Source organism: Nonomuraea sp. NPDC049714 (genome assembly GCF_044465295.1).
GTDB lineage: Bacteria > Actinomycetota > Actinomycetes > Streptosporangiales > Streptosporangiaceae > Nonomuraea.
Genome location: NZ_JBITLM010000002.1, coordinates 273,544 through 288,040 on the forward strand (window position 1 = coordinate 273,544; position 14,497 = coordinate 288,040).

The 14,497-nt window shown below is 69.8% G+C and carries 12 protein-coding genes; 6 read left to right on the top strand and 6 right to left on the bottom strand.

All coding sequences use genetic code 11. From position 1 onward, the window contains the following. The first annotated feature begins 46 nt into the window (after positions 1–46). Entirely contained in the window at positions 47–1,645 is a 1,599-nt protein-coding gene (locus ACIBQX_RS08220) for an AAA family ATPase (RefSeq protein ID WP_397001982.1), read from the top strand. 150 nt (positions 1,646–1,795) lie between these two features. Here the strand turns inward: ACIBQX_RS08220 and ACIBQX_RS08225 are convergent, their stop codons facing one another. Next, positions 1,796–2,167 carry a DUF5997 family protein gene (locus ACIBQX_RS08225; RefSeq protein WP_397001984.1) on the bottom strand — a complete coding sequence of 124 codons (372 nt, stop codon included), beginning with the start codon at positions 2,165–2,167 and terminating at the stop codon, positions 1,796–1,798. A 54-nt stretch (positions 2,168–2,221) separates the two neighbouring features. Here ACIBQX_RS08225 and ACIBQX_RS08230 point away from each other — a divergent pair, with 54 nt between their 5' ends. Then, positions 2,222–2,998, top strand: coding sequence for a LysR family substrate-binding domain-containing protein (locus tag ACIBQX_RS08230; RefSeq protein WP_397001986.1), 777 nt, complete (start codon positions 2,222–2,224; stop codon positions 2,996–2,998). Positions 2,999–3,055: 57 nt separating this feature from the next. On the opposite strand, the gene ACIBQX_RS08235 is transcribed toward ACIBQX_RS08230, so the two are convergent. Next, on the bottom strand, positions 3,056–4,741 hold the full coding sequence (locus tag ACIBQX_RS08235) for an acyl-CoA dehydrogenase family protein (protein WP_397001987.1): 1,686 nt from the start codon (positions 4,739–4,741) through the stop codon (positions 3,056–3,058). A gap of 31 nt (positions 4,742–4,772) precedes the next feature. On the opposite strand from ACIBQX_RS08235, the gene ACIBQX_RS08240 reads away from it, so the two are divergent. Further along, complete coding sequence (locus ACIBQX_RS08240) at positions 4,773–5,489, top strand: PaaX family transcriptional regulator C-terminal domain-containing protein (protein WP_397001989.1); 717 nt, start codon at positions 4,773–4,775, stop codon at positions 5,487–5,489. Here ACIBQX_RS08240 and ACIBQX_RS08245 read toward each other — a convergent pair. From ACIBQX_RS08245 to ACIBQX_RS08255, 3 genes are all read right to left on the bottom strand, one after another. After that, the gene (locus ACIBQX_RS08245) at positions 5,479–6,489 is read right to left on the bottom strand and encodes a hypothetical protein (RefSeq protein ID WP_397001991.1); all 1,011 of its coding nucleotides are present in this window, start codon (positions 6,487–6,489) and stop codon (positions 5,479–5,481) included. The genes ACIBQX_RS08240 and ACIBQX_RS08245 overlap by 11 nt on opposite strands. A gap of 67 nt (positions 6,490–6,556) precedes the next feature. After that, positions 6,557–7,876: a glutamate--cysteine ligase gene (locus tag ACIBQX_RS08250; protein ID WP_397001993.1), complete on the bottom strand. Its 1,320-nt coding sequence runs from the start codon at positions 7,874–7,876 to the stop codon at positions 6,557–6,559. Between the two features lie 114 nt (positions 7,877–7,990). Then, positions 7,991–8,701, bottom strand: coding sequence for an SDR family oxidoreductase (locus tag ACIBQX_RS08255; protein WP_397001994.1), 711 nt, complete (start codon positions 8,699–8,701; stop codon positions 7,991–7,993). Positions 8,702–8,803: 102 nt separating this feature from the next. Here ACIBQX_RS08255 and ACIBQX_RS08260 point away from each other — a divergent pair, with 102 nt between their 5' ends. The 3 genes from ACIBQX_RS08260 to ACIBQX_RS08270 are packed head-to-tail and all read left to right on the top strand — an operon-like array spanning position 8,804 to position 11,677. Beyond that, positions 8,804–9,634, top strand: coding sequence for a helix-turn-helix transcriptional regulator (locus ACIBQX_RS08260; protein WP_397001996.1), 831 nt, complete (start codon positions 8,804–8,806; stop codon positions 9,632–9,634). Position 9,635: 1 nt separating this feature from the next. Further along, the gene (locus ACIBQX_RS08265) at positions 9,636–10,673 is read left to right on the top strand and encodes a zinc-dependent alcohol dehydrogenase family protein (protein WP_397001998.1); all 1,038 of its coding nucleotides are present in this window, start codon (positions 9,636–9,638) and stop codon (positions 10,671–10,673) included. A 35-nt stretch (positions 10,674–10,708) separates the two neighbouring features. Then, positions 10,709–11,677: an aldo/keto reductase gene (locus tag ACIBQX_RS08270; protein ID WP_397002000.1), complete on the top strand. Its 969-nt coding sequence runs from the start codon at positions 10,709–10,711 to the stop codon at positions 11,675–11,677. Positions 11,678–11,768: 91 nt separating this feature from the next. On the opposite strand, the gene ACIBQX_RS08275 is transcribed toward ACIBQX_RS08270, so the two are convergent. Beyond that, positions 11,769–14,366, bottom strand: coding sequence for a tetratricopeptide repeat protein (locus ACIBQX_RS08275; protein WP_397003825.1), 2,598 nt, complete (start codon positions 14,364–14,366; stop codon positions 11,769–11,771). Positions 14,367–14,497: the final 131 nt, after the last annotated feature.

A 14,497-nucleotide genomic window follows, 5' to 3' on the forward strand; every position in this document is an offset into this window, starting at 1 on the left:
ACGCGAATCTTGTTACCGGAACAGCGCGTGATGACACTATGTGATCATGCGCCCACCTCGAGCGAGATACTTCAACACCACCGGCCCCTGCGGCCCACAGCACCACTACATGCTGTCCCCCACGCAGCGGCTCCCGCAGGCGCGCGTACTCATCGAGATGGATCGTTACTTCGTGCTGCACGCCCCACGGCAGACCGGGAAGACGACCGCACTGCGTACCCTGGCGTCCGAGCTCACCGCCGAAGGCGACACCGCCGCCCTGATGCTCTCCTGCGAGCGGGCCAAGGCAGCCGGCGACGACTACGCCACCGCGGAGTCACTTCTGCTGGATTCCCTCCGCGACGCCGCGGCGCGGTCGGGCTGGCCAGAGAAACTGCTGCCACCGGATCCCTGGCCGCAGGTCACACCGGGCAGCCGGTTCGGTTCGGCGCTGAGCGAGTGGTGCCGTCGCTGCCCGCGCCGGGTGGTGCTGTTCCTCGACGAGATCGACGCCCTGCAGGGCAACAGTATGGTCAGCATTCTCAGCCAGCTCCGCGACGGTCACAACGCGCGGCATGAGCGCCACCCGTTCCCCGCGTCTGTAGTGCTGTGCGGGTTGCGCAACGTGCGTGACTACAAGGTCGCCTCGGGCGGCGATCCCGGTCAGTCAAATCCGGCCAGCCCGTTCAACATCATCGCCGAGTCTCTGCGCCTGGGCGACTTCACCGCCGATGAGATCTCCGAGCTGTACGACCAGCACACGCAGGCGACCGGCCAGGATTTCATCAAGAACGCGGTGGACCGGGTGTTCGAGCTGACGCAGGGACAACCGTGGCTGGTCAACGCCCTTGCCCATGAGATCACCTTCAAGATGGGAGTGACCGGGACCATCACCGCCGGACAGGTGGACGAGGCCAAGGAGCGGTTGATCCGGGCGCGCGCCACCCATCTCGACGCGCTGGTGGCCCGGTTGTACGAGCCCCGGGTCAAGCGGGTGATCGAGCCCGTGGTGGCCGGGTCGTTCCCCAATGTCGACCCCACCTTCTCCGACGCACTGTCGTACGTCCGCGATCTAGGCCTGATCAAACAGAGACCTCCCTTGGAGGTGGCGAACCCGATCTATCGGGAGGTCATCCTGCGGGTGCTGGGCGACCCGGCGGAACAGTACGTGATGGCCGATCCGCGCAGCTTCGTACTGCCCGACGGCCGTTTCGACCTGGGGCGTCTACTGCGAGAGTTCGTCGTGTTCTGGCGCGAGCAGGGCGAGGTGCTCATCCGGCAGGAGGGCTACCACGAGGCCGCCTGCCAGATCATCCTCATGGCGTTCCTGCACCGGCTGGTCAACGGCGGCGGCCAGCTCGACCGCGAGTACGCCGCGGGCACCAAGCGCCTGGACGCGCTGATCCGCTGGCCCTACACCGGTCCGGACGGCGAGCGGCTGATGCAGCGGGAGGCGATGGAGCTGAAGGTATGGCGGGCCGACCGGGACGACCCCGTGCGCGACGGTCTCGCCCAGCTCGACGGGTATCTGGACCGGCTCAGCCTCACCACCGGCGTGCTGGTGGTCTTCGACCGGCGCCCCGAGGCCCCGCCCTGGGAGGAACGCGGGAGTTTCGAGCAGGCGACCACTCCGTCCGGCCGCCAGGTGACCCTTCTGCGTGGCTGACGGCCCGCCAGGCGAGGATCTGCCAGGCCAGGAGCCTCCCGTAGGCACCGGCCCGGCCGCTGCCCTACGGCCCCGACCGGCCGATCCAGCGTGGCTGGACGTGGGCCGCCACCGACGTTTCGGAAACGAGGTACGTCGGCCTGGGACGGGCTAGCGCTGGTTGAGGCGCTGGGCTTCCTTGCGGACATCGGCCTGGACGGAGCGCTCGTGCTCGAGCCACGCGGGATTCTCCGCCTTCAGGGCGTCGATCTCGGCGGTGGTGAGGGGGTCGGTGATCCCGCCTCTGATCAGGCCGGAGACGGACACGCCGAGCTTCGCGGCGACGACCTGCTTGGGGTGTGGGCCGTTGCGGCGCAGGTCGGCGAGCCAGGCGGGGGGCGTCGCCTGCAGTGCGTTCAGCTCGCTCCTGGAGACGACGCCCTCCTGGAACTCGGCGGGAGTGGCCGAGAGGAGGATGCCCAGCTTCTTGGCCGCGGTCGCGGGCTTCATCGTCTGGGTCGTCTTGGATTTGAGCGAGGTCATGGGTCCAGGGTAGTCAGTAAGAAACGGTTCTCCGCACATCGGTACCCTGGCGGGGTGACTCATGAGGAGAGCGGCAGGGTGTTCCGGCTGGCGTACCCGCCCGGGGTGACGCCCGCGAAGTGGGTCAGCGTCTGGGCCGAGAGGCTGCCGGAGGTGCCGCTCACCCTGGTCGCGGTTCCCGCCGCCGAGGTGGAGGGGCTGCTGCGGAGCGGAGGCGCTGACGCCGGATTCGTCCGGTTGCCGGTCGACCGTGACGGGCTGAGCGTGATTCCGCTCTATGTGGAGACCACGGTGGTCGTGGTGCCGAAGGAGCACGCGGTGACCGCGGCCGACGAGGTGACCGTCGCCGACCTGGCCGACGAAGAGGTGTTCCACCCGCTGGACGACGCCATCGAGTGGACGGCTCGCCCTGGGTTGCCCGCGTTCGAGCGGCCGGCCACGACGGCGGACGCGGTTCAGCTGGTGGCGGGCGGGGCCGGGCTGCTGCTGGTTCCGCAGTCGCTGGCGCGGCTCCATGACCGCCGGGACCTGACCTACCGGCCGGTGCCGGACGCGCCGCAGTCGCAGGTGGCGCTGGCCTGGCTCACGAACGAGACGACTGACCTGGTGGAGGATTTCATCGGTATCGTCCGCGGCCGTACCGCGAACAGCTCGCGTGGCCGTACTCCCGCATCTCCTGCGGAGAAGCCGGTGCAGAAGCAGGTGCAGAAGCAGGCGGTGCAGAAGCCGGCGCGGCGGCAGGCCGGGAAGCCGAGCCAGGGCGGCTCCGGGAGCCGGGCAGTCCCGGCAGGCCGGGGCAAGAGCGGCAAGAAGGGCCGCCGGCCCCGGTGACCTGACGGGCCGACCACCTGCCCTGGCGGGACAGGCCTCCCGCCAGGACCGCGTGGATCAGAGCGAAAGGGCCCCACGGACGAGGTCGTCGAAGTGGTCCAGGTCTTCGGCGGGGCGGTCCAGGCCGCGGAGCGGGCCATGGTCGGCCAGGTGGGCGTCGGCGTAGAGGCGGGCGACCAGGGCCTTGCGGGAGCCGTGGCCCGCGCGCTCCTCCCACCCGGCCTGCTCCACCAGCAGCGCGGCGGCGTACACGTCGGCCATGAACTGGGCCAGCGGATACAGCCGAGCCTCGGCCACGGCCGGGTCGAGCGAGGCCCAGGCGGTGATCGCCTTGCCCAGGTCGTCGACGCGGCCCCGTACCAGTGACCAGTCACCGGAAGGGGCCAGGTCCACGGCGGCGGCCAGCCGCTCCAGGAACGGCTCGTGGGCGTTCTCCTTCACCATCGCCCGGCGCACGTCGAGGCAGAGGATGTTGTCGCCGCCCTCCCAGATGGGGTTGACCTGGGCATCGCGCAGGAGCCGGGCCACCGGCCACTGCTCGATGTAGCCGTTGCCGCCGTGCACCTCGACGGCGTCGCTCGCCGCGGTGACGCCCAACCGCGCCGCGCGGAGCTTGACCAGGGCGGGGGCGAGGCGTAGCCGGGGACCGAGGTGGCCGTCGAAGACCAGCGCCTGCACGGCCTCGACCCCGACGATCAACTCGGCCAGCTTGCGGCGCATCAGCGGCTGGTCGGCCAGCGGCCGGCCGAACGCCTCGCGGGCCCGGGCGTAGCAGAGGGACTCCACCAGGGCGCGGCGGGCGACGCCGAGTCCCATCATGGCCACGCCGAGCCGGGAGGAGTTGGTGAGCTTCATCATGGTGCCGAGCCCGGAGCCGGACCCCGGCCCGGCGAGCAGGAACGCCTCGGCGTCGGCGAACTCGACCTCGGCGGAGGCCACGGACCGGGTGCCGAGCTTGTCCTTGAGCCGCCGGATCCGCACCCCGTTGCGGCTGCCGTCGCGGCGCTCCCACAGCACCAGGAACGGCGCGACGGAGTCTTCGTGCCGGGCCAGCACCACGAAGGCGGAGCCGTTGGCGTTGGAGGCGAACCACTTGAAGCCGGTCAGGAGCCAGGAGTCGCCGTCCGGGACGGCCCATGCCTCCAGCGCGGCCAGGTCGGATCCGCCGGTACGCTCGGTGAACATCTGCGCGGCCTCGCCGGAGTAGTCGCCGTTGGCGAAGATCTCTCGCACCCGCTCCTTGACGTCGTCGGGGGCGTACCGCTCGGCCAGGGAGACGACCATGTCGCCGCCGGTGCCGAGCGCGCAGCCCATGCCGATGTCGGCCTGGTCGAGCAGGTAGGTCCAGGCGGTGCCGAGTGCGGCGGGGTTCGCGCCGTGGGCGCGGGCCTGCTCGGCGAAGGCGGGCGAGGTGAAGTTGTCGGCCATGAGGGCCTGCCTGGCCGTGTGGAACGACGGCGGCATGACGACCTCGCTGATGTCGCGCCCCCATTTGTCGTACTTTTCCAGCCGGGGTGGGTTCGCATCCGTCTGTTCCGCACAGTCGGCGATCAGCCCGCCCGTCAGTGCGCCCAGCCGATCGAGGTGCGGCTCGGCCCAGGCGTAGCCGTCACCGAGGTGGCGGCGCATGAGCAGGCGCAGCGACGGGTCGCAACGCCACCAGTTGCGCCCGGCGGCGCCCTGGTAGCGCTCGGTGGCGTAACGGTCGCTGCGGTCGAACGGTTCGGTGAGATAGCGCCCCATACCCCGGAGTGTTACATATAATCGACACGCGATGGAAGAGCGTAATGGATTGAGTGCCCGGTCGGCCGTGCTCAGCGCGCTGCTGGGCAGCCACCCGCCGAGCCTGTCGGCCCGTCATCTGGTGCGCATCGGCGCGCTGTTCGGCATCGCCGAGGGCACGGTGCGGGTGGCGCTGTCGCGGATGGTGGCCGCGGGCGACCTGAGCCAGGCCGACGGCCGCTACACGCTGTCGGAGCGGCTGGTCGAGCGGCAGAGCAGGCAGGACGAGAGCCGCGCCCCGCACACCAGGCCGTGGGACGGCACGTGGGAGATCGCCGTCGTCACCGCGGAGCGGCGCGCCCCCGCCGACCGGGCGGCGCTCCGGCACACCATGGCCGCGTTGCGGCTGGCCGAGCTGCGCGAGGGCACCTGGATGCGCCCCGCCAACCTGGTGCGCGAGTGGCCGGAGACCGTCATCGGGCAGTGCACGCTGATCGACGGCCGCCCCCACGCCAACCCCACGGCGCTGCTGTGGGACCTGGACGGGTGGGCGGCCGAGGCACGCGCGCTGGAGCGTTCGCTCGACCGGGCGGACGGGCTGGCCGAGGGCTTCCTGGTGTCGGCCGCGGTGCTGCGCCACCTGCTGGCCGACCCGCTGCTGCCCGAGGCGCTGCTGCCGCCGGACTGGCCGGGCGGCGAGCTACGGACCCGCTACGACGACTTCGACCGCCGCTACCGTGAGGTGCTGCACCGGCATCTCAGAGGCTGACGCCGAAGACCACCCTCTTCCCCTTGAACTCGGTGACGCTCCACACCTTGCTGCCCAGCGCGGTCAGGTCCTCCGGCCCGATCGGGAACGGCCGCGCGGCGAACTCCCCTCCGGAGTGGACCAGCAGTTTGCCGTTGGCGGTGCTGCCGGCGGCCTGGCTCAGATACCACGTGCCGTTGTGCGAGATCGCTCCCTGGATCTTCTTCTGGCCCATCACGTAGGCGTCCCTGGGCACGCCGTCCGTCAGGTCCAGGTTCCACCGGGCGACCCGGCCGGTGGTCGCGTCGTCCACGTACTCGCCGGAGATCAGCGTGTGCGGTGTGGTGGTGCGGTCGACGCCGACGAAGGAGAAGCGGGCGCCCTTCGTGACGACCTGCCAGGCGTCCGTCTGCGGGATGACGTACCTGTAGCCGAAGGCGTGGAACTTGCCCCCGTGGCGGCCGATCCGTTCCGGGTCGCCCAGGTCGCCCTGCTTCGAGCGCAGATCGAGCACCTTGGTCAGGTCGAAGACCCGCAGTCCCCTTGTGGTGTCGGCCACGTACAGCAGGTGGCCGTAGCAGGCGACGCCGCCGGCGTGGATGTCGATCGGCCGGTAGGAGCCGTCTGGCTTGGCCTCGACCAGCAGCGCGTTGCGGTACTTCAGGGTCTGGGGGCTGAGGAAGGAGACCCTGATCCCCCGCTCCCCCGCCTCCGGCCGGTAGTACCAGGTGACGACGAAGACCGGCACGCCGAGTGAGCCGGAGTCCTCGCCGCACGTGAGCCCTTGCGGATACCAGTCGACGGTCTCCTGGTCGCCGCCGTCGAAGGCGTACCACTCGCTGGGCCTGGCCATCGAGCCGAACGCGGCGGGCGCCCCCTTGCGCACCACGTTCCTGTTGGCCTCGGCCAGCACCGTCTCCACGGTCGCGGCGTCGAGCTCACCGGCCAGCTTCGCCGCCCCCTCGGCCAGGGTGCCGGTCGCCTGTCGTAAGGTGAACGGCGCCGCATCCGTCGGAACCATGCCTATCCCCCAGTCGTTTCGGTCCTCTGCTTAGGTCTGACGACCGGGAGGCCGTAATGGTTGCGGGTTACGGCCACAGGTGAACCGGCAATCCGGACAGCGCGAGTTCGCGATAGCGCCGCACCAGCCGCTCCCTGTCGCCGCCGAACGCCTCCAGCGTCTCCCGCTGCCACACCGCTCCGGTACGGCCCAGCCGGGTCCGCTGCTCGATGATCTCGAAGGCGTCGTTCACGTCCTTGACCGCCACCCCGGCCGCCAGCAGCGCGGCCCGCGACTCGGGCAGCAGGCTGAGCACCAGGTCCGCGGCGCTGAGCTCGCCGTCCCTGCCCGGCCAGGAGAGCTTGGCGTCCAGCCCGTGCATGGCCGCACGGTAGAAGTTCTGGTACGCCTCCGCGAAGCGGTATCCGGTCAGGTCGCGCTCCGCCTGCGCCAGCGTGAGCCCGAGCAGGAACGCCGTGTTGGCCGTCATGTCCGCGCACGAGGGGCCGGCGGGCAGCGCGCGCATCTCGATGCGCAGGTGGCCGCCGCCGGCCGGGTCGAAGACGGGCCTGTTCCACTGCCAGATCGTGCCCTGGTGCAGGCGGAGCTGGGGCACGTCGCCCGGCTCGCCACCGTCACTGAGATCGGGCACGACCGGGTCGTAGTCGTTCACGTACCTCTCGAAGATCTCGTACGCGCCCTCGCGCACCCAGTCGGAGCCGAAGGTGACCCGGCCGTCCTTGCGGTAGAGCCGTTCCACGTCGCGGTCGTCGGCGGCCTCCTCGAACAGCGCGATCCTGGTCTCCTCCCACAGCGTCCGGCCGAGGAAGAGCGGCGAGTTCCCGCAGACGGCCAGGACCGGGCCGATGGCGAGCTGGGCGGCGTTGAACAGCCGGGCGAACCGGTCCGGCGGGGTGCGCAGGTGGACCTGCCAGGAGGTGTTGGCGCTCTCCAGGATCACGTTCTCCACCGAGAGCTCCAGGTCGTCGATCTTCACCAGGAACGGCTCCAGCCGCAGCCGCCGGATGCCCCTGCTCAGCGCCTCGTAACGGTTCTCGTCGCTGATGGCGTCGGCGGTGAAGTCCTCGGTGTTCAACGTGGGCAGAATCCCGATGGGCAGCGCCCCGCCTCCTTCGACGGCCGCGTCCACCTTGCGGAGGGTCTCCTGGATCTCCGCGCCGAGCCGTTCGAAGGACGGCCCGGCCAGCGGCAGCGGGGTGAGGTTCACCTCCAGGTTGAAGCGGCCCAGCTCCAGCACCACGCGCGGGTCGTCGAGCGCCTCGCGCACCTCGGCGTTGTGCGGCAGCGGCCGGCCCGCCTCGTCCACGAGGAACAGCTCCAGCTCGGCCCCGATGGTCATCGGGCCTTCGCCGAAGCCGGGCCTGTCGAGCAGCTCTCGCAGCACCACGAGCTGTTCGTGAAGCCGCTCCCCGAATTGGAAGAATTCTGTCTCAGAAAATCGTGCTTTATTTAGATCCCGTCCCATCCCCCCTCTCTGTCCTGGGGAAAGACTTTGACACCTTCACCAGGGCAGCTGTCCGTCATCCTGGACGAAAGCGCCGCTGGGCCCGTCGGCGTCGAGCGTCGCCAGCCGCACCGCGATCGCCGCACCCTGCTCAGGCGTGCGGAACCCGGTGTGCGCGTTCAGGTCGGTGGCGCAGTAGCCGGGGTTGGCGGCGTTCACCTTGATCGGGGTGTCCCACAGCTCCTTGGCGTAGATGGCGGTGAGCATGTTGAGCGCGGACTTGGAGGAGTTGTAGGCCAGGAAATGGTGCGGCCAGAACGGGCTGTCCGGATCCACCGCCATCGTCACCGAGCCGAGCTCGGACGACATGTTCACGATCCTGGCGGCGGGCGACCGGCGCAGCAGCGGCAGCATCGCGTTGGTCACGGTCACCACGCCGAACACGTTCACCTCGTAGGTCTCCCGCAGCGTGGCCGCCGAGGTGGCGCTGGGCCGCGGATCGTCCTGCGGCACGGCGACCCCGGCGTTGTTGACCAGGATGTCGAGCGCGCCGTACTCCCGCTCGATCCACTTGGCCGCGGCCTGGACACTGGCCTCGTCCGTCACGTCGAGCCGGACGTACGGCCGGCCGAGCCGTTCGGCGGCGGCCCGCCCGCGCTCCTCGTCGCGCGCTCCCACGATGACGGTGATGCCCCGCTCGCCGAGCTGCCGCGCCACCTCGTAACCGATTCCCTTGTTGGCGCCTGTGATGAGCGCTGTCGTCGTCATGCCTCCCACGCTGGTCCGGCCGGGAGACGGGCGGGAGAGACCTGCGGAGGCTGGGATCAGCGGTACCACCCACGCCGATACGACATGACAGACAATGAGCCCATGAACCGCGACGAGCTGGCCGAATTCCTCCGCAACAGGCGAGCCCGCGTCACGCCCAGGGACGTCGCGCTGCCCGACGCCGGGCAGCGCCGCACGCCCGGCCTGCGCAGGCAGGAGGTCGCCCAGCTCGCCGGCATGTCGATCGACTACTACATCCGGCTGGAGCAGGCCCGCGGCCCACACCCGTCACACCAGGTGATCAACGCGCTGGCCCGCGCGCTGATGCTCGACCAGGACGAGCGGGCCCACCTGTTCCGCCTGGCCGGGCAGCCGCTCGACGCGCCCAGGATCAGGTCCGACGTGCCGCAGGGCACCCTGCACCTGCTCGGCTATCTGGAGGAGGTGGCCGCCTACGTGCTCAACCCCAGGTATGACCTCCTCGCCTGGAACCCGCTGGCCGGCGCCCTTCTGGGCGGCCTCGACGCGCGGCCCCGCGACGACCTGAACGTCATCCGCTGGGTGTTCCGCTCCCCCGACATCGCCGAGCACCTGGACGACGAGGAGCGGGGCCGTTTCGCCCGCACCTCCGTCGCCGACCTGCGCGTCGCGGCGGGCCGCTACCCCGACGACGCCGGCCTTCAGGCACTGGTCGCGGAGATGCTCGCGCTCAGCCCCGACTTCGCCAGGGTGTGGGCCGAGCACGAGGTCGCGCCGCGCAGGGAGCAGCGCAAGCGCGTCACCCATCCCCTGGTCGGCCTGATCGAGGTGATCTGCCAGGTCATGCAGGTGCCCGACCGCGACGACCTGCGTCTGGTCCTCTACACCGCCGAGCCAGGCTCCCCCTCCCACCAGGCCTTGCGCGAGCTGCGGGAATTGACCCTAAGCTCATGAGATGCGAGCGGTAGCCTTTGACATCTTCGGTGGAGAGCTCGACGTGCGCGAGCTGCCCGACCCGTCCCCCGCCCCGCACGGGGCGATCATCAGGGTCGAGGCGACAGGGCTGTGCCGCAGCGACTGGCACGCCTGGCAAGGGCACGATCCAGACATCCGGGTCATGCCGCACGTCCCGGGCCACGAGCTGGCGGGCGTCATCGAAGCGGTCGGCTCCGACGTGCGCGGGTGGCTGCCCGGCGCGCGGGTGACGGTCCCGTTCGTCTGCGCGTGCGGATCGTGTACGGCCTGCGCCGCCGGCGAGCAGCAGGTGTGCGAACGGCAGACACAGCCCGGCTTCACCCATTGGGGCTCCTACGCCGAGCTCGTGGCGATCGACCACGCCGACGTCAACCTCATCGCGCTTCCCGAGGACATGTCGTACGTCACCGCGGCCGGCCTCGGCTGCCGCTTCGCCACCGCCTTCCGCGCCGTGTCGCAGGTCGGCCGGGTGGCGCCGGGCGAGTGGGTGGCCGTACACGGCTGTGGGGGTGTCGGCCTGTCCGCGATCATGATCGCGAGCGCGGCGGGGGCGCGGGTGGTGGCCGTCGACATCAGCACCGACGCGCTGCACCTGGCCGAGGAGGCGGGCGCCACGCACTTCGTCGACGGCTCGGCGGGTGATGCCGCCGCCCAGGTCAGGGAGCTGACCAGGGGTGGCGCGCACACCTCGATCGACGCTCTGGGCAGCCCGCAGACCTGCGCCGCCTCGGTCGAGAGCCTGCGCCGGCGCGGCCGGCACGTGCAGGTCGGCCTGCTGCCGGGCGGGGCGACGCCGGTGCCGATGGACCGGGTGGTCGCGCTGGAGCTGCGACTGCTGGGGAGCCACGGGATGGCCGCGCACGCGTACCCGCCGATGATGGAGATGATCAGAGCCGGCCTCCTGCACCCGGATCAGCTCGTCACCAGGACCATCGGCCTCGGCGACGCCGGCAAGGCGCTGGCGGGGATCGGCTCCGTCCCGGGCGTCACCATGATCACCCCTCAGTATCCCCGCTGAGAGTCCACCCTTTTCCCGGTCATATGGTGGGCGATATGGACTACACGCGACTGGGTAACAGCGGATTGCACGTCTCTCGCATCTGCTTGGGGATGATGAGCTTCGGCGATCCGGCCAAGCAGGAGTGGGCGCTGCCCGAGGACCAGGCGGAGCCGATCATCCGGCGGGCGGCCGACGCCGGTGTCACCTTCTTCGACACCGCCGACGTCTACAGCTCCGGCGCCAGCGAGACCGTCACCGGCAACGTGCTGCGCAGGATCTTCCCCCGCCGCGACGACTACGTGCTGGCCACCAAGGTGTTCTTCCCGATGGGCAAGGGGCGCAACGATCGCGGCCTGTCCCGCAAGCACGTGCACGCCGCCATCGACGACTCGCTGCGGCGGCTCGGCACCGACCACGTGGACCTGTACCAGATCCACCGCTGGGACCCCGAGACGCCGATCGAGGAGACGATGGAGGCGCTGCACGAGGTCGTCAAGGCGGGCAAGGCGCGCTACATCGGCGCGTCGACCATGTGGGCATGGCAGTTCGCCAAGGCGCAGCACGCCGCCGAGCGGCATGGCTGGACCACGTTCGTGTCCATGCAGAACCACTACAACCTGCTGTACCGCGAGGAGGAGCGCGAGATGCTTCCCCTCTGCGCGGACCAGGGTGTGGGAGTCATCCCGTGGAGCCCGCTGGCGCGCGGGGTGCTCGCTCGCGCCGGGTCCGACGCCGCCACGGCCAGGACGGGCTCGGACGCGCGGATCGACTTCCTGTACGAGCCTGACAATGACCGGCTGATCGTGGAGCGGGTGGCGGAGCTGGCCCGTGAGCGGGACCTGCCCGCCGCCCAGGTCGCGCTGGCCTGGCTGCTCCACCAGTCGGCCGTCACGGCGCCGATCGTGGGGGCGACCAAGGATCGGCACGTGGACGACGCGGTGGCGGCCGTGGGGGTGACGCTCTCGGAGAAGGAGCTCGCTTTCCTGGCGGAGCCGTACACGGCTCGTGAGGTGCGGTTCTAACGTGTACCTCGTGGGGGCGGCCCGCCGCTCCCACGGGACACGGTCTGCCGGCACCACCTGGCAGACCACGAGCCGCAGAAACCACGACGTCCTACCTGAACGTCCAGATCTTCCTCCACAACATCGCTATTTTCCCCCTACGCGGAGCCGCCTTCTCCACCCAGAAGGCAAGCTCGCGCCGAAGCTCCACGGTAAGGGCACGCTCGTAACCGAATATCCGTTCCCAGATGGGCAATAGCGCGGCGATCTGGTCACGGGCGACGACAGGATCACCAGCCCATCCTGTCCAGCGAGCCCACTGGTGCCACGTGTCCAAGGTGTCGGGATGCTCGATACCGGAAACCCGTTGACGGATGGGCAGCAAGGCGGCCAGTTGGTCGCGTGCGGAGAGAGGATCTCCCGCCTCCCCTGTCCAGTTCGCGAGATTGTGCCAGGTGGCCAGGGTGTCGGGATGATCGACCCCGAGCACCCGCTCACGAACCGGTAGCAACTCGGCGAAGCCCTCACGAGCAGCACCCGCATCCCCCGCCCTTCCAGTCCAGCGGGCAAGCTCATGCCTCGTGGCCAAACTGTCCGGATGATCGACCCCGAGCACCCGCTCACGAACCGGAAGCAACTCGGCGAAACCCTCACGAGCAGCACCCGCATCCCCCGCCCATCCTGTCCAGCGGGCAAGCTCATGCCTCGTGGCCAAACTGTCCGGATGATCGACGCCCAGCACCCGCTCACGAACCGGAAGCAACTCGGCCAGTAGATCGCGCGCCGCTGCTTTGTCACCGGCTTCCCCTGTCCAGTAGGCGAGCTCATGCCTCGTGGCCAGAGTGTCCGGATGGTCCGCGCCGGACACCAGCTGACGAACAGGCAGCAAGTCAGCGAGCTGATCACGGGCGGCGACCCAGTCGCCCGCCTCTCCTGTCCAGTAGGCGAGTTGCCGCCGGGTGGCCAGGGTGTCGGGGTGATCGACCCCGAGTACACGCCCACGGACCGGAAGCAACTCGGCGAAACCCTCGCGAGCGGAGGCCGCGCCTCCTGCCTGCCCCATCCAATAGGCAAGATCATACTGAACGGTCAGCGTACGGGGATGCTCGACGCCGAGGCTCGTGACCAACTCATGGTGAATTCGCCTATAGAGGGTCGTAGCGGTGCGATAGTCGCCGCTGACTCCCAGATAATCGGCGACCTTGTCCAAGGCAGCGGCCCCTGGGGGCAGAACGGTGAGAGCGTGGGGCACCAACTGCTTGAAGAGCGGCCAGTCCACCAGGGGCGCCGACTCCTGGGGGAGTGCGGCACGCAGGAGTGCGGCGGCTGCCACCTGCCAACAGGTGCGCTGAGCGGCGGGCAGGCGGTCCAGGGTAACGGCCTGGACCAGGCGGTGCACCGAGACCAGACTGTTGATCGGCGGTCCGATCAGGCCATAACGACGAAGCGCGCTGACCGCGGCATTGACGTCCAGTGTGAAGTGGGGCAGCCCGCGCAGTACCGCGACCACCTGCTCTTCGCTCTCATGGGCCAGATCGCCATCGTCCAGCAGTTCGAGCGGCGAGCGATCATCGAGCTGCCTGAGCAGCAGGCGATACGGGATAGCGTCAGGAGCACAGCAAGCGAGCAGCCGCAGCAGCTCAATGGCCTGGGGACTGCTGTCGGTAAGACGGTCGAAGGCAAGGCGCCATGTGGAAGCCACTCGTGCTGGGTAGCCCCATGGTTCGCCCTCATCGAGCATCGCGGCCCGCTGGCGACCCAGGTCGCGAAGGTAGTCCACCAGACTGGTTCCGGTGTCCGCCATATAGGCGCCGGCCTGCTCCAACGCCAGCGGGAGTGCCCCCAGTTCCTCGACCAGCGCAACCGCGTTCGAGTTGTCGTCCTGGCCCGTACGCGCGAGCAGGAAGGCTGTCGCCGGACCCCATTCCAGAACCGGCAGATCCAATCCCTGTCCAGGGGGCCAGTGAGCCGAGCGGCTGGTGATCAGCACATGACCCGGCCCTGCTGGGGGCAAGAAGGCGCGCAGTAAGTCGGCCTCGGCCACATCGTCGAAGATCAGCAACCATGGCTGGGTCTGCGCGGCCAGCGCCGCATGCACACGATGTACCGGACCGGCCACGTCGAGCATGTCCCGCACGTTCAAGACCGCGGCCAGGTCGGCGAATGCGGCTGACAACGTCGTCGGATCTTCCGCCGGAAGCTGCCATACCAACCCGTACTCGTGCTCGTAGCGATGCCCGTACTCGACTACCAGACTGGTCTTACCGACCCCACCCAGCCCGTACACCGTCACCATGCACGGCAGGTCATCGGCCGCCGTCAAGCGCCGGTGCAACGCAGCCAACACTTCGTCACGGCCGGCCAACTGCGGGGGCCGCGGCGTCAACCGCACCGGACGCGAAGCCACCGCGGGGCGTGGTGAAAGGTGCACCCCTCCTACCCGCCCCACCGAGGCAGCGTTCAACACGATGGTTCCGTCACCGATGACCGCTGAGGGCCTACTCGTTGCGGAGTTCATGGCCGTCCGTAGGCCAGGTGAGCGCAACTGCGCCCACAGCGCCGCCCCGGAGATCAGCAAGCCGGCGCCGCCGATGACCATGCTGACCACGCTGGCTCGCTTGTCCAGCACATCCAGTATCGCGCTGGGCCCGTCCTGAGTGTCAGCGAGAAAGGCCAGCATGCCAACACCGATCAGAGCCAGCGACAGCATCACCAGCGCTCCCGCCGCTACGCGGGGCCGCCGCCGGTTCCGCCCCGGCTCAGGTGCTGGGGGAAGAGAAGCCGTCACTCCCCCAGCGTGACACCAGCACACAAAACAGCGCGCACCTCGCCAAAATCGTT